The 20,820-nt window shown below is 70.2% G+C and carries 17 protein-coding genes; 7 read left to right on the forward strand and 10 right to left on the reverse strand.

Going from position 1 to position 20,820, the window contains the following annotated elements; genetic code table 11:
• Positions 1-35: 35 nt before the first annotated feature.
• Both BWI15_RS04430 and BWI15_RS04435 read right to left on the reverse strand, forming a co-directional pair.
• The gene (locus BWI15_RS04430) at positions 36-854 is read right to left on the reverse strand and encodes a hypothetical protein (RefSeq protein ID WP_077012999.1); all 819 of its coding nucleotides are present in this window, start codon (positions 852-854) and stop codon (positions 36-38) included.
• 63 nt (positions 855-917) lie between these two features.
• Positions 918-1,376 (reverse strand): Lrp/AsnC family transcriptional regulator, encoded by a 459-nt coding sequence (locus BWI15_RS04435; protein WP_077013000.1) that lies wholly within the window; start codon positions 1,374-1,376, stop codon positions 918-920.
• 111 nt (positions 1,377-1,487) lie between these two features.
• Here BWI15_RS04435 and BWI15_RS04440 point away from each other — a divergent pair, with 111 nt between their 5' ends.
• Positions 1,488-1,898 (forward strand): DUF2000 domain-containing protein, encoded by a 411-nt coding sequence (locus tag BWI15_RS04440; protein ID WP_077013001.1) that lies wholly within the window; start codon positions 1,488-1,490, stop codon positions 1,896-1,898.
• 182 nt (positions 1,899-2,080) lie between these two features.
• On the opposite strand, the gene BWI15_RS04445 is transcribed toward BWI15_RS04440, so the two are convergent.
• Positions 2,081-3,082, reverse strand: a complete 1,002-nt coding sequence (locus BWI15_RS04445; protein WP_077013002.1) for an asparaginase — start codon at positions 3,080-3,082, stop codon at positions 2,081-2,083.
• A 63-nt stretch (positions 3,083-3,145) separates the two neighbouring features.
• Here BWI15_RS04445 and pcaD point away from each other — a divergent pair, with 63 nt between their 5' ends.
• The 3 genes from pcaD (at position 3,146) to BWI15_RS04460 (ending at position 6,415) form a co-directional block, all read left to right on the forward strand.
• Positions 3,146-3,904: a 3-oxoadipate enol-lactonase gene (gene pcaD, locus BWI15_RS04450; RefSeq protein ID WP_077013003.1), complete on the forward strand. Its 759-nt coding sequence runs from the start codon at positions 3,146-3,148 to the stop codon at positions 3,902-3,904.
• Positions 3,905-3,950: 46 nt separating this feature from the next.
• Positions 3,951-4,403 (forward strand): YcxB family protein, encoded by a 453-nt coding sequence (locus BWI15_RS04455; protein ID WP_077013004.1) that lies wholly within the window; start codon positions 3,951-3,953, stop codon positions 4,401-4,403.
• An 80-nt stretch (positions 4,404-4,483) separates the two neighbouring features.
• Complete coding sequence (locus BWI15_RS04460; RefSeq protein WP_077013005.1) at positions 4,484-6,415, forward strand: TIGR03960 family B12-binding radical SAM protein; 1,932 nt, start codon at positions 4,484-4,486, stop codon at positions 6,413-6,415.
• Here the strand turns inward: BWI15_RS04460 and BWI15_RS39230 are convergent.
• From BWI15_RS39230 to BWI15_RS04475, 4 genes are all read right to left on the reverse strand, one after another.
• Entirely contained in the window at positions 6,412-7,857 is a 1,446-nt protein-coding gene (locus tag BWI15_RS39230; RefSeq protein WP_168197260.1) for a tyrosine-protein phosphatase, read from the reverse strand. The genes BWI15_RS04460 and BWI15_RS39230 overlap by 4 nt on opposite strands.
• 5 nt (positions 7,858-7,862) lie before the next feature.
• The gene (locus tag BWI15_RS04470; RefSeq protein WP_077013006.1) at positions 7,863-9,188 is read right to left on the reverse strand and encodes a M28 family metallopeptidase; all 1,326 of its coding nucleotides are present in this window, start codon (positions 9,186-9,188) and stop codon (positions 7,863-7,865) included.
• Between the two features lie 78 nt (positions 9,189-9,266).
• Positions 9,267-9,437, reverse strand: coding sequence for a hypothetical protein (locus BWI15_RS39235; protein WP_168197261.1), 171 nt, complete (start codon positions 9,435-9,437; stop codon positions 9,267-9,269).
• A 113-nt stretch (positions 9,438-9,550) separates the two neighbouring features.
• The gene (locus tag BWI15_RS04475) at positions 9,551-11,884 is read right to left on the reverse strand and encodes a M43 family zinc metalloprotease (protein ID WP_237771126.1); all 2,334 of its coding nucleotides are present in this window, start codon (positions 11,882-11,884) and stop codon (positions 9,551-9,553) included.
• Between the two features lie 297 nt (positions 11,885-12,181).
• Here BWI15_RS04475 and BWI15_RS04480 point away from each other — a divergent pair, with 297 nt between their 5' ends.
• Positions 12,182-12,730: a hypothetical protein gene (locus BWI15_RS04480; protein WP_077013007.1), complete on the forward strand. Its 549-nt coding sequence runs from the start codon at positions 12,182-12,184 to the stop codon at positions 12,728-12,730.
• Here the strand turns inward: BWI15_RS04480 and BWI15_RS04485 are convergent.
• Positions 12,723-13,712 carry a GNAT family N-acetyltransferase gene (locus BWI15_RS04485; RefSeq protein WP_077013008.1) on the reverse strand — a complete coding sequence of 330 codons (990 nt, stop codon included), beginning with the start codon at positions 13,710-13,712 and terminating at the stop codon, positions 12,723-12,725. The two genes, BWI15_RS04480 and BWI15_RS04485, sit on opposite strands and share 8 nt — an antisense overlap.
• 116 nt (positions 13,713-13,828) lie before the next feature.
• On the opposite strand from BWI15_RS04485, the gene BWI15_RS04490 reads away from it, so the two are divergent.
• Complete coding sequence (locus BWI15_RS04490; protein WP_077013260.1) at positions 13,829-16,360, forward strand: S8 family serine peptidase; 2,532 nt, start codon at positions 13,829-13,831, stop codon at positions 16,358-16,360.
• Between the two features lie 153 nt (positions 16,361-16,513).
• Here BWI15_RS04490 and BWI15_RS04495 read toward each other — a convergent pair whose 3' ends face one another.
• A complete protein-coding gene (locus BWI15_RS04495; protein ID WP_077013009.1) occupies positions 16,514-17,392 on the reverse strand; it encodes a prephenate dehydratase in 879 nt (292 codons plus the stop codon).
• A 38-nt stretch (positions 17,393-17,430) separates the two neighbouring features.
• Positions 17,431-18,234, reverse strand: a complete 804-nt coding sequence (locus BWI15_RS04500; protein WP_077013010.1) for a lysophospholipid acyltransferase family protein — start codon at positions 18,232-18,234, stop codon at positions 17,431-17,433.
• A 229-nt stretch (positions 18,235-18,463) separates the two neighbouring features.
• Here BWI15_RS04500 and BWI15_RS04505 point away from each other — a divergent pair, with 229 nt between their 5' ends.
• On the forward strand, positions 18,464-20,806 hold the full coding sequence (locus tag BWI15_RS04505; RefSeq protein WP_077013011.1) for a M64 family metallopeptidase: 2,343 nt from the start codon (positions 18,464-18,466) through the stop codon (positions 20,804-20,806).
• Positions 20,807-20,820: the final 14 nt, after the last annotated feature.

Here is a 20,820-nt window from a genome sequence, read left to right on the forward strand (position 1 = left end):
CCAGTCGCCCAACCAGCAACCCCCCCCCCCTCACCTCACCGCCGCAAGAACCACCGCCGCCGAGCCACCGGCAACACCATCTCCACCGACCCAGTCAGAAAAACATCCGCACTCAAAACCACCCCCGGCAGCGGAACATCCACCCCACCAGGCAAACACACATCCACCTCGAACCCAGCCGACCGAACCCGCACCACCACAAACTCCTGCCCAGTCAGCATCGTCGTCCGCCGCTCCGCGTACCGCACCACCCCATTGAGCAACCCAACCGGCCGCAACCCCTCCTCCGACGACGCGAACATCCCCGTCGGGATGAACGACTCCGCAGCCAACCGCGGCGGCCATGGCAGGTCCTCATCGAAATGCTCCGGCCGAGGCCCCGCATCAGCCCCCGCAAGCAAGCTGAAGTCAGAAGCAGCGAACGCCTCCGCATCCGCCAGGAACCTCACCTCAGGCGCCAACGCCACAACACTCGCCGCACCCTCGTACGACGAATCACCAAGCAACGGCAGCTCCTCGAGCTCGATCCCCAGCCGAGTCACCATCTCCCCGTCAACCACAACATCCGCCACCGCAGCCTCGCCATTGACCCGGCGAACCCCACCTAACCGAACCACCCGCTCACCACCGAACGACGGCACAACCCGAGTGATCCCGCGCTTCCCCCGCGTCAGCAGCAACCGAGCCCCGGACGGATCCTCCCACCGCAGCAACTCCGTGCCATCGTCCGTACGAGCAACAAGCGAGGCCCGCGGCCCGATCCGCTCCACCAGATCGGCGAACTCCTCAGCAGTAGCCACACCCAAGCCCAGGCAGTCCAAGTTCGAAGCCATGGCGAAGACCTTGTCAGCCACCTGATCCGGACTCCAGTTCATCCGCCCGGACGCCGCCACTTTGCCAGAACTGTCACATTTCGCTCAGCGCTGCGGAAGAGGCATCACCGTCGTTCGCCGATGATGCTCGAAGACCACCGAGCTCCGAATGTCCCCGATCTCCTGCCGCTTCGCCAGCTGCAGCACCAAGTCCCGCAGCGCCTGTGTGTCTTTCACCGCCACGTGCGCCAGGAAGTCCGAAGCCCCCGACACCATGAACATCTCCAGCGTCTGCGGCAAGCTCTGCACGTACTCCTGGAACGCCGTCGCGACCGCCATCGCCTGCGGCCGGAGCTTGATCGAGATGATCGCCTGGGTGGACCGGTCGATCGCGTGCAGGTCGACCGCCGCGTGGTACCCGCTGATCACGCCACGATCCCGGAGCCCGCGGATCCGCTCCAGACAGGTCGACGGCGCGATACCGAGTTCGGCGGCCATGTCGCGGTTGGTGCGCCGTGCGTCGTTCTGCAGCATCCGCAGGAGAGCCGTATCAAGTTCGTCCATGCCCACCAGTTTGCGCCAACCGCCGAATTTCGTTCGGTTGGCCAGCCGGTACGGCGTACGGGTGGCTAGCGTGCTGGGGGATCTGCTGAGCACGAGGAAGGGGTTCGTCCGATGCTGGCGAACAAGATGGTCGTCGTGATCGCCGCCGAGGCGCCGATCGGGGTCGCGCTGAACACGGCGGCGCTGCTGGGCGTCGCACTCGGCCACCACCACGAGCAGGTGGTGGGCGCGCCGGTCCAGGACGCGTCGGGCGCGGTGCACGCGGGGATGTGCGCGCATCCGATCCCCGTACTGCGTGCGTCGGCGGAGCAGCTGCACGACCTCCGCACGCAGGCGGCGGGCCGGGAGGGAGTCACGGTGCACGACATGAACCAGGTCGCGCAGCGCTCCCGCACGTACGAGCAGTACGCGGCGACGCTCGGCGGGACGAAGCCGGAGGACCTGGAGTACCTCGGCCTCGGTCTGTACGGCCCGCGCTCGGCGGTCGATTCCTTGACGGGTGCCTTGGCGCTGTACCGCTAGCTAGAACCAACCGAAGACCCGCCTTTGAGCACGGTTCGCTGCGACGTCGGCGCAGGTACGCCCGGGTCGTGCTGGGAGTCGCTGGCGAGGTCGGGCGGACTGCACCTCTTGCACGGTTCCGCCACGAGGTGGACGGGTGAGCGGTGCTCAAAGGCGCTTGGCGAAATCCGCAGCGGAGGCGGTCAGATCGAGGGGACGATTTCGCCGACCGGGCGGCCGGCGCCGAGGACCGGGACGTGGCGGAGGGTGCTCGCGGGGGTGACGTCGGCGCCGCACTTCTCCAGGAGGGCGAGGGCAAGGGCCGTCGTCGCGCGCGGGTTTCCGTCGATCACCTTGACCGCTACCGCGTGGCCGTCCTGGGTGGCCATGGCGATGACTCCTTCGGCTCCGCCCTTGGCCAGTACGCCGGGGAGTAGGCGCATGGTGTCGGAGTTCACGTGGCCTCGGCCGCCGACGTATTCGGGGTGCTCGCGCATCGCGGTGGCGACCTGGTGGTCGGGGGTGCCAGGTGTGGCGGTGGCGAGGCGGCTGAAGGCTCGGGCCAGGCCGGACAGGGGCATGCCGAGCAGGGGAGCGCCGCAGCCGTCGACGGTGACGATGTCGGTGGTTGCCCCGGTCAACCGTTCGACCTCGGACTGGATCACCTGCTGTACCGGGGCAGCGGGGTCGAGGTAGTGGGCAGCGGAGGCGCCAGGGGCCGGCGACCCGGCGACGCCGTTTCGTTGCGCAAGAACCACAGCACCCAGCAGCATCGCCGCATGCTTCCCGGAGCAGTTCATCCGCACCGGCTCCGGCTCGATGCCCTCGGCAATCAATCGGAAGCGCGTGGCCTCGTCCTCCGGCCGATCCGCCGGGCAACCAAGGGCCGAGCGGTCGAGCCCAGCGGCCGCCAACATCTGGTCGACCACCACGACGTGCCGGTCCTCGCCCGTGTGGCTCCCGGCGGCGATCGCCGTGGCAGGACCGTCCAGTTCAGCCCCCGCGACCAGCGTGCCGACCGCCTGCAGCGGCTTCGCGGTCGACCGCGGCAGGATCACCGCGTCGACGTCCCCGGCGGCGAAGATCGGCGCGCCGGTCGGCGACAGCGCCACCGCCATTCCGAAGTGCCGGCTCTCGACGAAACCGTTGCGGACCACCGTGGCGAGCTCGACGACCCCGTCCAGCCCGGGAACACCCTTGACCATGCCGCGAAAGCTAGCACCGCCGAACCCACCCCAAGCCCACCTGGCCCGCCCTAAAGTGGCAGCATGCGACTCAACCACCAGGCGACCGGACCCCTCGACGCGCCCGTAGTACTGCTGGCGTCGTCGCTCGGCACCACCCACGCGATGTGGGCACCTCAGCTCGACGCCCTGGCGAAGAGCTTCCGCGTGGTCGCGTTCGACCACCGCGGGCACGGCGACTCCGACGCGCCGCCGGGGCCGTACACGATCGAAGACCTCGGCAACGACGTGCTCGAGCTGCTCGACACCCTCGAAGCCGACCAGGCGTCTTACGTCGGCATCTCGCTCGGCGGGGCGGTCGGGCTCTGGCTCGCGCAGAACGCCCCGGACCGCTTCCACCGGTTCGCGCTGCTCTGCCCGCCGGTCAACCCCGCGGCCAACGCGCAGATGTGGACCGACCGCGCCCGGCAGGTCCGGGAAGAAGGCACCCAGGCGATCGTCGAGCAGACGCTCGGCCGCTGGTTCCTCCCCGAGTACGCCGAAGCGCACGCCGACGAGGTCGAGGTCATCCGTCAGCAGCTCCTCAGCACCCCGGACGAGGGGTACGCCGCCTGCTGCGAGGCGCTCAGCACTCTCGACCTCACCCCGGGCCTCGACAGCATCACCGCCCCGGTCCTCGTGGTCACCGCCGAACAGGACACCTCCATCCCGCCGGAAACCGTCATCCCCCTGGCGACGACCATCCCCGGCGCGCATCTCGAGATCGTCGAGGACGCCGCCCACCTGGTCACCTACTCGCACGCCGACCGGATCAATCCCTTGCTGCTCACCCACCTCTCCTGAGCAGACCCCCGGTGTAGGCTGCGCCGACCGCCAGGGGAGGAACCCGATGAACATCGTGCTCACCGTCGAGCTCACGCTCGCGCGCCGGGCCCAGAACGTCCGCCAGCAGGCCCACTGGATCGGCTGGATGTTCCGTACCTTCGGCGTGGTCTACCTCGCCTGGGGCTTGCTCGCCCGCTCCGTCGGTATGACGGTCGTCTCCGTGCTCTTCCTGCTGATGCCCGAGGTGCGTGCGGTTCTCGTGCAGTACGTGATCGGCCGCAAGTACGGCCGGACCTACACCTACACGCTGTCCGACGACGGCGTCCGGGTCGTCACGGCGATCTCCAGCCTCGAGTACAGCTGGTCGGCGCTGAAGTCACTGAAGGAGACGGGCAGCGGATGGAACTTCCGGTTCCCCGGCGGTGGCGGCTTCACCCTCCCCAAGGCGGTGTTCACCGCCGAGCAGGACGCCCAGTGGCGCGAGTTCCTGACCAACCGGCAGCTGGTCGCCCGCTGAGCGGTTCTGCCGGATGCGGGACCCGGAGGCACCCGGCGTTACGCTGGTAACCGTTCTGTCCCCGTACGGAAGTGTCGTTGATGACTGTCGAGTCGTTGTTCCCCCGCCTGGAGCCGGTGCTGCCGGGTGTGCAGAAGCCGATCCAGTACGTCGGCGGTGAGCTGAACTCGGTCAGTAAGGACTGGGACGCGGTCAGTGTCCGCTGGGCGTTGATGTACCCCGACGCCTACGAGGTCGCGCTGCCCAACCAGGGCGTGCAGATCCTGTACGAGGTGCTGAACGAGCGCGACCACATCCTGGCCGAGCGGACCTATTCGGTCTGGCCGGACATGGAGGCGGTGATGCGGGAGCACCAGATCCCGCAGTTCACGCTCGACAGCCACCGGCCGGTGCGGGCCTTCGACGTGTTCGGGCTGTCGTTCTCGACCGAGCTCGGCTACACCAACATGCTGACCGCGCTCGACCTGGCCGGGATCCCGCTGTACGCCGTGGACCGGACCGAAGACGACCCGATCGTGCTGGCCGGTGGCCACGCGGCGTTCAACCCCGAGCCGATCGCGGACTTCATCGACGCGGCGGTGCTCGGCGACGGCGAGGAGATCGTGCTGGCGATCTCCGAGGTGATCCGGGAGTGGAAGGACGAGGGCCGCCCGGGCGGTCGCGACGAGGTGCTGCTGCGGCTGGCGAAGTCCGGCGGCGTCTACATCCCGAAGTTCTTCACCGTCGAGTACCTGCCCGACGGCCGGATCCAGCGCGTCGCGCCGAACAAGCCGGGTGTGCCGTGGCGAACCGCGAAGCACACCGTGATGGACCTGGACGCCTGGCCGTACCCGAAGAAGCCGCTGGTCCCGCTGGCCGAGACCGTGCACGAGCGCTACTCGGTCGAGATCTTCCGCGGCTGCACCCGCGGCTGCCGGTTCTGCCAGGCCGGGATGATCACCCGTCCGGTTCGCGAGCGCAGCATCACCACGATCGGCGACATGGTCGAGAACGGCCTCAAGCAGTCCGGCTTCGAGGAGGTCGGCCTGCTCAGTCTGAGCTCGGCCGACCACAGCGAGATCGCCGAGGTGGCCAAGGGTCTGGGCGACCGGTACGAGGGCAGCAACGTGTCGCTGTCGCTGCCGTCCACCCGGGTCGACGCGTTCAACATCACGCTGGCCAACGAGTTCTCCCGCAACGGCCGGCGCAGCGGTCTGACCTTCGCCCCCGAAGGCGGCTCGGACCGGATGCGCAAGGTGATCAACAAGATGGTCAGCGAGGAAGACCTGATCCGCACCGTCGCGGCGGCGTACAGCCACGGCTGGCGGCAGGTGAAGCTGTACTTCATGTGCGGTCTGCCGACCGAGACCGACGAGGACGTGCTGGCGATCGCGGACCTGGCCAAGCGGGTGATCGCGACCGGCCGTGAGGTCTCCGGCCGCAACGACATCCGCTGCACGGTGTCGATCGGCGGGTTCGTGCCGAAGCCGCACACGCCGTTCCAGTGGGCCTCGCAGCTCGGCGTCGAGGAGACCGACGCCCGGCTGGCCAAACTGGGCGCGGCGATCCGCTCGGACCGCAAGTACGCCAAGGCGATCGGCTTCCGGTACCACGACGGCAAGCCCGGCATCATCGAGGGCCTGCTGTCGCGCGGCGACCGCCGGGTCGGCCGGATCATCGAGGCGGTCTGGCGCGACGGCGGCCGGTTCGACGGCTGGAGCGAGCACTTCTCGTACGAGCGGTGGCTGGACTGCGCCGACAAGGCGCTGGCCGACGAGCCGGTCGACCTGGCCTGGTACACCACCCGCGAGCGCGAGTACGCCGAGGTGCTGCCCTGGGACCACCTGGACTCCGGGCTGGACCGCGACTGGCTGTGGGAGGACTGGCAGGACGCGCTCGAGGAGGACGGCGCGATCGAGGTCGAGGACTGCCGCTGGACCCCGTGCTTCGACTGCGGCGTCTGCCCGCAGATGGGCACCGAGATCCAGATCGGCCCCACCGGCAAGAAGCTGCTGCCACTCTCCGTGGTCTAACCGACGACGGAGTACAGAGCCTCGCTGAGCGACAGGTCGGCCGCACTGCCGAGCACCAGGTCGGCGGCGGTCAACCTCTCGGCCGGCACGTAGGGGTTGGGGATGCCGATCGTGCGCATCCCCGCCGCAGCCGCTGCCGCGATCCCGTGCGCGGTGTCCTCGACCGCCAACGCAGACCGCCCGGCCAAGGCGGCCCTGCGCGGACCCGCGTCCCGTCCCGGACCGGCGTCCCGTCCGGGACCGGCGTCCCCACCCGGGCCCGCCGCCGACCCGAGACGTGTCAGCGCGAGCTCATAGACGGCCGGATCCGGCTTGTGGCCGTCGACCTCGTCGCCGGTGGTGATGACCTCGAAGAGGTCGAGCGCGCCGACCCGCTCCAGATGCCCGACCACCCACTTCCGCGGTGAGCTGCTCGCGATCGCGACGCGCAGGCCCAGCGCGTGGGCCTCGAGCAACCAGTCGTGGATGCCCGGCCGGAACCCCAGCTCCGCGTGCAGCCGATCCCGGAACGCGGTTCGCCGGGCGTGACTGATGTCGCGGTCGAAGTCGGGAACGAGCGCCGCCAGCTGGGCGTACCGGACCGTACTGGTGTCGCCGCCGTGACCGGGCCAGAAGTCGTCGTCGAGCTCGAGCTCGAGCCCGTGGTGCGCCCACTCGGCCTTCCAGCTCTCGACCAGCGTGGACTCGGTGTCCATCAGCAGCCCGTCGAAGTCGAACACGACCGCCTCGATCTCGACGTCGGTCAGCAGCCGCAGCCCGAGGCGGTGGATCTCCCGCGGCGTCAGCCCACACCGCGCCAGATAAGCCCGTACGCCGCCGTACCGCTGGTCCACGTGATCGAGTGCCGCGAGGATCGTTTCCGGGAGCGACCGCCAGAGGACACCGGCGGTCTCACGCTCGTAAGTGGGCAGCGCGGCGATCCGGTCCAGGATGCCCAGGTTGGTCTCGCTGATCGCGAAGTCCTCCGCGATCACCTCGCGCGGTACGCCGGCCAGCTCCTGCAGCAGGGCGACAAGCAGCCCGGTCCGGTCCTTGCCCGACTTGCAGTGCACGACAACGGCCGTGTCGAGCGGCACCGCGGCGATCGCCCGGTACGCCTGCAGAATCTGACCGGTGTTGCGATCGAGGCTGCCGCGGTAGATGTCGGCCATCAACGGCTCGTCCTCAGGGACCCGCAGCTTGTCCGCGACCGGGTCGATCCAAGGGATCCGCCGGTACGCCGGGTCGCCGCCGAGCGGGTGCGGCTCGGTCAGCTCCCAGTCCGAGCGCAGGTCGAGCACGAGTCCGGCGCGCACCTCACGGAAGGCGGCCCAGCCGTCGTCGTCGAGCTGGTGCAGGGAGTCGGTCCGGATCAGCCCGGCGCGCGTCGTCCCGCCGTACCGGGTGGGAAGGCCGGCCAGGTCGCGGGCGTTCAGGCATCCGTTCCACCGCAGGTCCGTCACCCCGGTTAGCTTAAAACACCTCCTAGCGACTCGTAGTCGCGCCAACTGGTGCCGTCCCACACCTTGTGGTGCATCGCCCGATCCGTGCCGACCACGAAGACGTCGAGCAGACCGGGTCCCCGCGAAACCACCGAGCCGGCCGGTCGCGGTCGCGCGACCTGAGGCACCTCGACCAGCCAGCCCGCGAGCGCCGCCGCGTTCATCCGCAGGATCTCCGCGGCCAGCGGCCAGTTCAGCGTGCTCACCGTGTCCGACGCCGAGTGGATGTTGCCGTTGGCACTGTCCGCGCCCTCGATCGTCAGCAACGCCGGCATCCCCGCGCCGATGAACGGGACATGGTCGCTGGCGAACGGATTGAACGACGTCTCCACCTTCAGCCCCGTGTACGTCGCGGCCGCCGAGGTCAGATCGCTCATCTGCGCCGAGGACACCGTCGCGCCCTCGAGCAGCACGGTCGGCGTCGAGCTGTTCTTCGACGCGATCATGTCCATGTTCAGCACCGCCCGGATCCGCGCCCGCTCGGCGGCCGGCAGCGTTGCGACGTACTGCTTGCTCCCGTGCAGCCCCTGCTCCTCGCCGCCGAACAGGATCAGCCGAACGTCGTGCTGCCAGCGCCGCGTCGCCAGCACCCGCCCGAGCTCCAGTACGCCGGCCGAACCGCTCGCGTTGTCGTCGGCACCGGGTGCGGACGCGCCCGATCCACCGCCCTGGTTGACGGAGTCGAGGTGCGCGGTGATCAGCACGACCCCCCGCGGGCCCGGACCTGCGCCGCGACGGTCGCCGATCAAGTTCTCCGACCGCCCGGAGCCGACCGTGATCGGCATCCGCGTCGTCGAGTAGCCGTGCGCCACCATCTGCTCGGCGGCGAAGTCCACCGCCTGCGTGTACGACGGGCTGAGCGAGTGCCGGGTCGGCAGGTTCGCGAGCCAGGTGACGTCGGCCTGGTAGGCCGTGGGGGAGAGCTGGTCGAGCAGATCGGTGACGGTTCGCTCGATCCGTTGCGCCCCGAGGGGAGGGACGTCGATGACGACCCCGGGACGCAACGGTTCGGCGCGCCAGTGGTGGTTGTTGCGACGCCGAGGCTTGTCGGCGGCCGAGATCACCAGCTGACGGCCGTGGTCGAGCAGCGGGACCACGTCGGGATACTCGTCCTGGAACGAGCGGCCGACCTGCGTGACCAGCAGCAGACCGGGCACGGTCCGCGAGGCCCGCCCGAGTTTGTGGTCGGCGGCGCACCACAGGATGGTCCGTTCGCCGATGCGGGCAGCCTGCTCGGCGTCAGCCGCCTCGACCGCCGGTACCACCAGATAACGCACAGCCGACACCGTCATCGGTCCAGCTCCTTTCCTTTCCTTGCGTCCGAAGAACCTGAGGCAAGAGCGCTCGGTTCTTCGGACGCTGCTACGGAACTACTGCCAGGCGAGCTCGAGACGGTCCTCGGTCGCGGCGACGACGAGGGCCGAGCCGGTGACGCCGCGGGCGATCACGCCGGACGGCTCCCACCGGCCGAGGTGCTCCTCGGGGGCGTCGCCGCGGCCGATCAGGCGTTCGACGAAGGTGCCGTCGGCGCGGAACTCCACCCCCCGCCGGCCACGGGCCGGCGGGAAGGGGAAGTCCTCGCGGCGGTAGACGCTGATCCCGTCGTGGTCCTCCTCGAACGAGTGCGTCCACCGGCCGAGCGGCGGCTCGGTGGTCAGCTCGGCACCCCCTCGGCGACAGTTGCCTTCGGCATCTGCAGCGGGGTGGCCCCCGGCGCCGGTGCCGGCAGCGTGACCTTGAAGTCGCTGATGATCCCGCCCAGCGGTTCGTAGCCGGTGGCCGACGGTCCCCAGGCGGTTCCGTCCCACCACTTGTGGTAGAGCCCGCCGTCGGTGCCGACCACGAACACGTCCAGCCGGTCACTGTCCCACGCGGTCACCCGCGGCTCGTCGACACAGGTCCCGCCGAGGTACTCGAACCCCGACCACGCCGTACCGTCGAACCACTGGTGGTAGAGCGCCGAGTCCGTGCCGAGTACGAACACGTCCAGCCGGTCCGGGCCCCACGCGACCGCCGTCGGCGCGCTCGCGCACACGCCGCCGAGGGAGTGGAAGCCGGACCACGCCGTACCGTCCCAGTACTGGTGGTAGAGCGCCGAGTCGGTGCCGAGCACGAACAGGTCGAGCCGGTCCGGCCCCCACGACACCACGGTCGGCGGGCTCGTGCAGACGCCGCCGAGCGACTCGAAGTCCGACCACGCCGAACCGTCCCACCACTTGTGCCAGACCGCGTTGTCGGTGCCCAGCACGAACACGTCCAGCCGGTCGGAGTCCCACGCCACGACCTGCGGCGGGCTCATGCAGATTCCACCGAGGTACTCGTAGCCGTCGGTCGACGGTCCCCAGGCCGATCCGTCCCACCACTTGTGGTAGATCGCGCGGTCGGTGCCGAGCACGAACAGGTCGAGCCGGTCCGGTCCCCAGGTCGCCACTCGCGGCGGACTCATGCAGACGCCGCCGAGCGCCTCGTAGCCGGTCGCCGACGGCGCCCAGGCCGATCCGTCCCACCACTTGTGGTAGACGCCGTGGTCGGTGCCGAGCACGAACGCGTCCAGCCGCTCGGGTCCCCAGGACGCCACTTCCGGTGCACTCATGCAGATCCCACCCATGTACTCGTACCCGCCGGCCGACGGTCCCCAGGCCGATCCGTCCCACCACTTGTGATACATCGCCCGGTCGGTCCCGAGCACGAACGCGTCCAGCCGGTCGCTGCCCCACGACACCACCGGCCCGGCCGGCGCCGGCGCGCCGGCCTCGGTGAACCCGGCGATCAGATCGGACCGCACGGTGTCCAGGCAGGCCTCCATCCGGGCCACCTGGTCGTTGGTGAACATCACCATGCCGCGGTCGTCGGTGTAGTCCATGTAGTTGACGAACAGATCGCCGTTCGGGCCGTTGCTGCAGGACACCTTCGGGAACGTCGGGACGCCGAAGTTCGGGCCGCCCTGGTTCGGGGTGTCGGCGACCTCGTCGGTGCCGGAGCAGCCGGTGCCGTCGTCGCCCCAGATGTGGAACAGGTTGAGGTAGTGACCGATCTCGTGGGTCAGCGTCCGGCCCAGGTCGAACGGCGCGGTCGCCGTACCGGTGGTGCCGAACCCGGTGTGCGTGACGACGACGCCGTCGGTCTCGGCCGGGCCGCCGGGGAACTGGGCGTAGCCGAGCAGGCCGCCGCCGAGCTGCGCGACCCAGATGTTCAGGTACCGGTCGGTCGGCCACGGGTCGATGCCGCCGGTGGCCGACGACTTCACCGCGTCGTCGTGGCTGAACGACGTCCGGGTGGTCTGCGTGCGGGTAACGCCGGTAGTCGGGTTGCCGTTCGGGTCTTCGGTGGCCAGGAAGAACTCCAGCCGCGAGTCCGCGACCAGACCGGTGAACGGCGCGGGCACGAACCCGAGGTCGGTGTTGGTGGCGCGGAAGTCGCGGTTGAGCACGTCGAGCTGGCTGTCGATCTGGGCCTGGGAGATGTTCTGCGCGGGCGTGTTCCAGACGACGTGCACGACGACGGGGATCCGCGCGACACCGGCGAACCGTTGGTCGCTCGCCACGTACTGCGTGGTCGCGTTCTCCAGCGCGGACCGGGCCGCCGCGTACGACGGATCGCTGGACAGCAGCCGGCGGTGTACGTCCATCACGCCACAGCTGCGCCGCGACGGCCGCTCGACGTCACCGCCGGAGCCGTTCGCGCTGCCACCCGGACCGCCCGAGCCGCCGGGCATCCCGCCCGATCCACCAGGTCCGCCGGACATCCCGGGCATTCCGCCGGATCCACCAGGTCCGCCGGACATCCCCGGCATTCCGCCGGATCCACCAGGTCCGCCGGACATCCCCGGCATCCCGCCGGATCCACCAGGTCCGCCGCTCATCCCCGGCATCCCGCCCGATCCACCCGTCATCCCAGGCATCCCGCCCCGGCCGCCGTTCGTCCCCGGCATCCGGTCGGGATCGGTCCCGTGGATCTTGTCCGCTCTCCCGTTGGCCTTTCTCGGCATTGCTTCCCCCTACGGTGGACAGGGGCGACGAGCAGGACGGAACCGGCCACCGCGAACCCCGCGCACACCGGCGATCCCGGACCGGGACGCTTCCCAGATCCCCCAGACCCACGTTCCGGCCGAAGACGGACTCTTGCCGTCTTGACCCACCGAACAGGCTGCCCCCAAGACGCTGCTCGAATTCACCATGCGACGCTCACGATCGGAGCACAAGACTTCGGCACCGGCCAGGTCCGATTCACCGAAAACCCAACAATCGTTGGAGAATTGCTTGAATCCTCAAGGGGGGTCCGCCCGATGCGCAGAGAACTGTCCGTCCCGTTCGAGACCCGCGGGCAACGCGGCCTGGTCAACGTCCGGGTGCTGGCCAACGACGATCCCTGGGCGTCCGGCCACCAGTTGCTGGTCCCCGACCTGGACGCCGAGGCGTTCCGCGGCTTCCCGATCTGTACGGCGACGCTTCGCTACCACGGCCAGGGCGTCAACGCGGTGATGGGCTGGATCCAGGTCGTCGCCCGCAGCTTCGACGGCGACCGTACGGTCGACGTGCTGCCGTACTTCGCCGGCACCGCGCCGTTCTACAGCTACGGCCACCTGCCGACGTTCTTCGACGCCCCGGCCAATCCCGACCACCCGGACGGCGACTGGATCGCGACGACGTTCCTGGTGATCGTCCCGGACGTGATCCGCAGCCGCCAGGTGGTGCCGATCGCCGCGTTCGCGTGGGGCTATCGCCTGGTCGGCGGCCACCCGTCCACCATCGATCCCGAACGCCGCGACCACACCGACTGGGCCGGCCACCGCGACGTCCTGGAACGCGACTACCCGGACTGGACCTTCAGCTGAGCGCGAGTTCGAACGCGACTCGGTGGTCGACCGCGCGGAAGCCGAGGCGTTCGTTGACCGCGATCATCGGCGCGTTCTCCGGCGCGTTCCAGGTGTGCAGCACGGCCGGGCGATCCAGCTCGGCCTGCAGCGACCGCAGGTTGGGGATCTTCACCGCGATGCCCAGGCCACGCCCGCGATGCTCGGGGCGGACGAAGGTGTCGTACTGGTACAGCCGTTCCGGGACCGCCCGGTTGCCACCCATCTGCGTGTACGCCGCCAGCCGTCCGTCCGCGTCGACCGCGACCGTGGTGTGCGTGAACCGCCCCTGCTCGACCCGCCGTGCCTCGCGGGCGACCAGCCGCTCCGGCGTCCACACCTGGATCTCGACCTCGCGATCGCCGTGCGGAACGTCCCGGCTCATCGCCGTGTACGCGTCGGCGAACTCGGCCAGCCACTCCGGCGGGGTCTGGTCGCGCCACTGCAGCAGCTCGTAGCCCGGTACCTTCCGCTCGAGCGCGTCGACCACGGCGTCGTCCATCGGGAGGTCGATCACCTGGTGCAGCTCGGTGTGCTTCTGGACGAACCCGTGCGCCGTGGCGAACGCCGTACCGGAGCTCGTGCCGGTCTCGGCCTCGGCGATCACGGAGCCGGTCAGCAGCGTCCGGCCGTCGGCCCGGGCCCGGGCTTCGACCTCGTCGAGCAGCCGGGTGGCGACCCCCTGCCGGCGGAACCGCGGGTCGACCGCGATCTCGACATCGAGCACGTGGGTGTTCTCCAGCAGCCACCAGTCCAGCCAGGCCATGCCGAGCCAGGTGTCGCCGTTGACGACGGCGAGCCCGTTCGACCGTTCGTCGGGCCGGTCGGCGGTGAAGAGCATCCGGGTCTCCTCGAGCCCGAGCCCGACCGGGAACTCCTGCTCGGCGCGCCGGACGTCGTCCCGGATCCGGAAGAACCTCTCGTACGCCACCGGATCGTGCCCGTCCACCTCGACGATCTGCATGCGCCGACCCTAGAGGTCGCCGGTCAGCGGCGCGCGGCAGTTCTTCTCCGGACGCGAAACGTTCGCCGCCGGCGCCGGACATGTGTGGGGTGATGGCCGACGACGAAGGAGTACGCGTGCGAACGAGACGATGGGTGACCCCCGTGCTGGCCACGGTTCTGCTGCTGGGCGTCGTCCCACTGCCCGATCGGGCAGCGGCCGATCCGCCGGCGCCCAAGGACCGGACGATCACCCTGATCACCGGTGACAAGGTCGTGCTCAAGGGCGGTGACCAGCTCTCGGTCGTGAGCGCCGCAGGTCGCGAGAAGGTCGGGTTCGAGAGCCGCCGGACCGCCGGGCAGTGGACGGTGATCCCGTCCGACGTGCGCGGCGCCGTCGAGACCGGGAAGCTGGATCGCCGTCTGTTCGACATCGAGCTGCTGCTGCGCGACGGGTACGACGACGCCGCGCGCCCCGACATCCCGCTGATCGTCACCGGCGCCGCCGTACAGTCCCGGCAGGCCACCAAAACCCTGAAGGCCGGTACGGCGCTGTCGGTGCCGAAGCAGAACGCGACGGGCTTCCTGCAGCAGTTCGGCGTACCGCAGCTCGGGCGGCAGGCGGACCGGGTCAAGGCGCCCGGCCTGAAGATCTGGCTCGACGGCACGTTGCGTCCGACGCTCGACCGCAGCGTGCCGCAGATCGGTGCCCCGGCGGCCTGGCAGGCCGGGTACACCGGCAAGGGCGTCACTGTCGCCGTTCTCGACAGCGGCATCGACGCGACGCATCCCGACCTGGCCGGCCGGGTCGTCGCCACCAAGAACTTCACCGCCGCGCCGGCCGCCGACGCGGTCGGCCATGGCACCCACGTCGCCTCGACGATCGCCGGCCGGGGCACCGACGGCTACCGGGGCGTCGCGCCGGAGGCCGAGCTGCTCGACGGCAAGGTTTGCGACGACTTCGGCGCCTGCGCGGAGTCCGACGTCCTGGCCGGGATGGAATGGGCCGTCGCGCAGAAGGCCAAGGTGGTCAACCTCAGCCTCGGAGGATCCAGCCAGGAGGGCGGACCGCTCGACCAGGCCGTCGACCGCTGGACCCGGGAGACCGGCACGCTGTTCGTGGTTGCCGCAGGCAACAATGGTCGCGCGGTCGAGTCGCCCGGCACCGCCGCCTCGGCGCTCACCGTCGGCGCGGTCGACCGGGACGAGAAGCTCGCCGACTTCTCCGCGCCCGGCCCGGTCGCCGGTGGAGCGATCAAGCCGGACGTGACCGCGCTCGGCGTCGGCATCGTCGCCGCGAAGTCCTTCGCGTCGCACCCCGACGAGCCGGTCGGCGACAAGTACGCCCGGATGTCCGGCACCTCGATGGCCACCCCGCACGTGGCCGGGGCCGCCGCCCTGCTCGCGCAGCAGCACTCCACCTGGAAGGCCGGCGAGCTGAAGGCCGCGCTCACCTCGACCGCCGAGGCCAACCCCGCGGTCACGCCGTACGAGCAGGGCTCCGGTCGCGTCGACGTCGCGCGGGCGGTGCGGCAGGCGGTCGTCGCCACGACGACGAGCGTCTCCTTCGGTACGTCGCAGTGGCCGCATGCGGACGACAAGCCGGTGACCAAGAAAGTCGGCTTCAAGAACCTCGGCACGACGGCCGTCACCCTCGATCTGCGGGCCGACCTGAAGCTCGGGAGCGAGGCCGGGGTGGTGAAGCTCAGCACGGACCGGCTGACGGTGCCCGCTGGTGGACAGGCGTCGGTGCAGGTCACGTCCGACACGACGCACAGCGGCCCGGACGGTCTCTACACGGGCCGGCTCACCGCCACCGTCGGTAGTCAGCAGGCGGTCGTCCCGCTGGTCGCCGACAAGGAAGTCGAGAGCTACGACGTCACCGTTACGACTGTTGGTCAGGACGGCAAGCCCGTTCCCGCCGACCGGGCCTACGTCGCGCTGCAGGACCTGGACACGTTCGAGTCCTCCGACCCGGGTCGCATTGCCAAGGGCGAGTACGCGCTCGACGTCACGGCGTTCGGGCCGAACGGCGAGCACTACCGGATGGTCCAGCCCGAGATCGGCATCAGCCGCGACACGAACCTCGTCGTCGATCTGCGCCAGGCGAAGCCGGTGAAGGTCACGGTGCCGCGGGCCGATGCCGGCACGTTCGTGGTGTTCTTCGGGTACCAGGCGACGAACACGGCCGGCGACAAGTTGCTGACCTTCAACTTCCAGCCGGAAGGGGAGAAGCTGTTCCTCGGCCGGATGGGCCGGCCGGTCGCGGGAGATCGCTTCCAGGCCTTCGTCTCCTCGTACGCCGGACGCCTCGCCGCCGACGGGACGCTTACCGGTACGCCGTACGTGTACGGGCTGGTCGACACCCGGCGCGGCCAGTTCTTCGACGGGCTGCAGCGCCGGGTGTACTCCGACCGCCAACTCGCGCACGTGGTCGTCCAGTACAAGGGCCCGGCCGGGGCCGAGGAGGACTGGGCGCTGGTCGGGCGGAAGCCGGGCGTCGACACGTTCCCGATCGCGGCGTCGGTGAAGCTGCCGAGCACGGTGCACCAGTACCTGGAGCCACGGACCGACTGGCAGCAGTTCCTGGGCCCGGTCGAGAACAAGCCTCGGCTGTACCCGCTCGGGAAGACGACGTACGAGACCATCACCATCCAGCCCCACCGCTGACGCCCACCCCCAGTGCATTTGGTGGGTGAACCCTGGAGTTGCACCGTTGGCCCATCGAAATCGGGTGGGTCAACGGTGCATGTGGTGGGTCAACCCATCAAACGCACCGAGGCCCGGAGCGGCGAGCGGTGGCGGACGGAGCTGCGGGGCGGGTCAGTGGTGCGGGCGTAGCGCGCGGTTGGCCGCCGGCTCGGCGATCTCCGCCCGGAACGGGTGCGCCGGGTAGACCCCGAGCAGCCGGACCTCGACCGAGAAGAAGGCCAGCTCCTCCAGCGCGAGTGCGACGTTCGGGTCCTCGGGGTGGCCCTCGACGTCGGCGTAGAACTGGGTCGCGAAGAACGTGCCGCCGAGCTGGTAGCTCTCCAGCTTGGTCATGTTGACGCCGTTGGTCGCGAAGCCGCCGAGTGCCTTGTAGAGCGCGGCCGACACGTTGCGGACCCGGTACACGAAACTGGTGATCACCGGGCCGGACCCGACCGGCGGGATCTCCGGCTCGCGGGACAGCACCAGGAAGCGGGTCGTGTTGTGGTGCTCGTCCTCGACGTCCGAGGCGAGCACGTCCAACTCGTAGAGCGCGGACGCGGCGCGCGGGGACAGCGCCGCGACGGTCGGATCGCCGAGCTCGGCGACCTCCCGCGCGGCGCCGGCGGTGTCGTCGGCCACGACCGTCGACCAGCCGTGCTCGCGGATGATCTTGCGGCACTGGCCGAGCGCGTGGACGTGGCTGCGTACGGTGGTGATCCCGTCGAGGGTGGCGCCCGGGACGGCCATCAGCTGGAAGTGGATCGGCAGGAAGTGCTCGCCGACGATGTGCAGCCCGGACTCCGGCAGCAGGTGGTGGATGTCGGCCACCCGGCCCGCGATCGAGTTGTCGACCGGGATCATCGCCAGTCCGGCGCGGCCGGTGCTGACAGCCTCCAGCGCGTCCTCGAACGTCGTGCAGGGCAACTGCTCGCGCCCGGGGAACATCTCGGTGCACGCCATCGCCGAGTTGGCACCTGGCTCACCCTGGTATGCGATCGGTCCGTCCACGGTGTCCAGCCTAGACCCCGGTCATCTCACCCACCGGATCAGGTGTCCGACTTACGGACCTTCTTGGGAGCCCCGGTGACCGCGCGGCCCTCCAACTGCTTGGCCTTGGTGGCGTACATGTCGACGTACTCCTGGCCGGACAGCTCCATGATCCGGTACATGATCTCGTCGGTGACCGCGCGCAGGATCAGCCGGTCGCCCTCCATCCCGTCGTAGCGGGAGAAGTCCAGCGGCTCGCCGAACTTGACCGTCGGCGAGGCCAGCGACGCGACCACCTTGCCGGGCGGCGCGACCACATCCGTGCCGATCACGCCGCACGGAATCACCGGCACCTTCGCCTCCAGCGCCAGCCGGGCGACGCCGGTTCGGCCCTTGTAGAGCCGGCCGTCGTGCGAGCGGGTGCCCTCGGGATAGATGCCGAACAGCTCGCCGCGCTCCAGCACCTTCATCCCGGCCCGGATCGCGCCCTCGGACGCCGACCCGCCGGAGCGGTCGATCGGGACCTGACCGGTGCCCTTGAAGAAGCCGCGCTGGAACCGGCCCTTGATCCCGGCGCCGGTGAAGTAGTCGGACTTCGCCACGAACGTGACCCGGCGGCGCAGCGCCAGCGGCATGAAGATCCAGTCGGCGTACGACAGGTGGTTGCTGGCGATGATCGCCGGGCCCTGGTCCGGGACGTTCTCGGCGCCTTCGATGTTCGGCCGGAACAGCCGCTTGACCGGCGGGCCGATCAGCACGTTCTTCAGGACCCAGTAGATGCCCTTGCCGTCACCGTCGCCGGCCTCGTCGACCGGATGGTCGCGGTCCGGTTCGGGCCGCGGCGACTGTGCCGGTTGCGTCATCGATGTCCTCTCCTCACTGATCCCCGAGCCCTCATGATGCCGTACGCCGCCGCAAGTTGCCGCCCGGCGCCGTCGGCCCGCGTCGCCGTACCGGGTACCCCGCGTCGCCGGTCCGCACCCGAACGGCGCGCGGCAACCACTGACAAGGCGGGCGGTTCGTTCGTAGGCTGCTCACGGCGGGCTCGGGACGAGCCGCATCGGGGGCGCCCGGATCAGGAGGGCCGCGGTTGTGAGGACTGGTTTCAGGGTGCGCCGGCTGACGGCGGTCGTGGGGGTGGCGGCGGCGGTCTTCGCCGGGCTGCCGCTCGCGGCGGCCACAGCGGCAGGCAACGAATCGGCGAGTGCGGCGGCGGACGTCTCCGGCGCGGGCAGCGCCGCGACCGCGGCCGCCGAGGGCACGGTGGTGCCGCTGCAGGTGACGGGACCGGCGGCGTCCCGCTTCAACCTGGTGGTGATGGGCGACGGGTACACCGCGGCCGAGTTGCCGAAGTTCCGGGAGCAGGTGGACAAGCATCTCAACGTGCTGTGGAGCATCGAGCCGTTCAAGTCGTACCGCAACTACCTGAACGTCTACGCGATCGAGATCCCGTCCCCGGAAAGCGGTGTCGACTGCGACCCGGGCCTGAACTCGCCGAAGGTCGACACCCCGCTGCAGATGGGCTTCTGGGGCGGCTGCAACCCCGGCAGCGTCCAGCGCCTGCTGACGGTCAGCTCGACCGCCGCCGCGTCGTACGCGGACCTGGTCGCCGGGACCAGCTCGGCGAACCGGCAAATTCTTGCCATCGGCAACAGCGACACGTACGGCGGCGCCGGCGGCAGCTACGCGACCGCGTCCGGCGGCAACGCGCTGTCCGCGCTGATCACCCCGCACGAGCTCGGCCACTCGCTCGGCGGGCTGCAGGACGAGTACGACTACTACGCCCGTGGCGAGCGCGGTGCGCCGTACACCGGTCCGGAGCCCAGCTCGATCCACCACACGGTGCTGACCGAGCAGGAGATGCTCGCGCAGCAGAAGAAGTGGTGGCGCTGGCTCGGCGAGGACAGTGAGAGCGGCGGCAAGATCGGCCGCTTCGAGGCCGGCCAGTACGCCGGATCGGGGATCTGGCGACCGAGCAAGCACTCGATGATGAAGGTGCTCGGCTACTACTTCGACCAGGTCTCCCGGGAGCGGATGACGCAGCGGATCTCCTCCCGCGCGACGCTCTTCCAGGCCAGTACGCCGGCCGGCGCCGTGGCCGGTGACCAGGTCGTCTGGCTGCAGACCCTGCACCCGGCCAGCCACGAGCTCGACGTCACCTGGACCCTCGACGGCAGCCCGCTCGCGACCGGCAACGCGCGCTTCGTGGACCTCGCGGCGCTGGACCTGGCGCCCGGCACGCACACGCTGACGGCCAAGATCGTCGACCCGACCGAGTTCGTCCGCGATCCGGCCGTGCGGGCGTCTCCGGCGCTGACGGCGACGAGGACTTGGACGGTGGACACCAGTAAGCGGGCCTCGGTTCCGGCCGGCGCTCCTTCCTTCACCACCTCCACCGCGACCGACCACCCGGTCAACGCCGACGAGGTGGTCTACGTCGAGACCACGCAGTCCGACACCGACCAGCCGGGCGTGCAGTGGAAGCTCGACGGCGCCGACGTGCCGAACCCGGGCAACGACCGCGACTTCGACCTGTCCCCGCTGAACCTGACCGGCCGGCACACGCTGACCGCGACCGTCGGCGCCGACACGCTGACCTGGACCGTCGACGCCGTCCAGGCCGAGGTCACCTCGACGGTGTCGAAGCCGCTGCTGACCGTGCAGAAGCCGACCGGGCCGGAGTACGTCTACAACGACGCGTTCACGATGAAGCTGACCGCGACCGACGACAGCCCTGGGTACGTCGTACCGGAGTTCCGGGTCGACGGTGACGGTTGGTACAACTACTACGGCTGGCCGACGGACGCCGACGCGCCGTTCAAGTTCACCGCCGAGGGCACGGAGATCGACCAGCTCGTCTACGGCAAGCTCGGCGTGCCGCGGGTGGTCCCGTGGGACGACGTGCCGTCGGGCTACGGGCGGCACCAGGTCGAGTACCGCGCGATCGATGCCTCCGGCAACATCGGCGACGCCCGCCGGTTCGCGGTCACGTTGTTGCGTCCGGCACCGGCCTGCACGAGCACGATCACCGGCGTACGGAACGGCCCGCTGACGGTGTCCAGCGGCGTGACCTGCCTGACCGGCGCCACGGTCAACGGCCCGGTCAGTGTCCGGGCCGGTGCGTCGCTGGTAGCGACCGACAGCCGGATCGCCGGTCCGGTGTATGCGGCCGGCGCGGCGCAGGTCCACCTGCTCCGGACCACGGTCAACGGTCCGGTCGCCCTGGACGGTACGACGGGCGCGGCGGTGGTGGTCGGCAGCACGATCAGCGGCCCGGTCTCCGTGACCGGCGCGCGGACGGCGGAGCCCGTCGTACTGGCCGGCAACACGGTCAACGGCCCGCTCGCCTGCTCCGGCAACGCGGCCACTCCGAGCAACCTGCAGGCGCCGAACCAGGTCGCCGGCCCGCGCTCGGGGCAGTGCGCCAAGCTCTGACCCAGGCTGCTCGA

The sequence above is a fragment of the Kribbella sp. ALI-6-A genome (assembly GCF_001984195.1).
In the GTDB taxonomy this organism is placed as follows: domain Bacteria; phylum Actinomycetota; class Actinomycetes; order Propionibacteriales; family Kribbellaceae; genus Kribbella.

What these genes read in the sequence shown, in the direction of transcription:
- BWI15_RS04435 (WP_077013000.1), bottom strand. Translation starts at nt 1,376, where the DNA reads ATGGACGAACTTGATACGGCTCTCCTGCGGATGCTGCAGAACGACGCA.
- BWI15_RS04440 (WP_077013001.1), top strand. Translation starts at nt 1,488, where the DNA reads ATGCTGGCGAACAAGATGGTCGTCGTGATCGCCGCCGAGGCGCCGATC.
- BWI15_RS04445 (WP_077013002.1), bottom strand. Translation starts at nt 3,082, where the DNA reads ATGGTCAAGGGTGTTCCCGGGCTGGACGGGGTCGTCGAGCTCGCCACG.
- pcaD (WP_077013003.1), top strand. Translation starts at nt 3,146, where the DNA reads ATGCGACTCAACCACCAGGCGACCGGACCCCTCGACGCGCCCGTAGTA.
- BWI15_RS04455 (WP_077013004.1), top strand. Translation starts at nt 3,951, where the DNA reads ATGAACATCGTGCTCACCGTCGAGCTCACGCTCGCGCGCCGGGCCCAG.
- BWI15_RS04460 (WP_077013005.1), top strand. Translation starts at nt 4,484, where the DNA reads ATGACTGTCGAGTCGTTGTTCCCCCGCCTGGAGCCGGTGCTGCCGGGT.
- BWI15_RS04470 (WP_077013006.1), bottom strand. Translation starts at nt 9,188, where the DNA reads ATGACGGTGTCGGCTGTGCGTTATCTGGTGGTACCGGCGGTCGAGGCG.
- BWI15_RS04475 (WP_237771126.1), bottom strand. Translation starts at nt 11,884, where the DNA reads ATGCCGAGAAAGGCCAACGGGAGAGCGGACAAGATCCACGGGACCGAT.
- BWI15_RS04480 (WP_077013007.1), top strand. Translation starts at nt 12,182, where the DNA reads ATGCGCAGAGAACTGTCCGTCCCGTTCGAGACCCGCGGGCAACGCGGC.
- BWI15_RS04485 (WP_077013008.1), bottom strand. Translation starts at nt 13,712, where the DNA reads ATGCAGATCGTCGAGGTGGACGGGCACGATCCGGTGGCGTACGAGAGG.
- BWI15_RS04500 (WP_077013010.1), bottom strand. Translation starts at nt 18,234, where the DNA reads ATGACGCAACCGGCACAGTCGCCGCGGCCCGAACCGGACCGCGACCAT.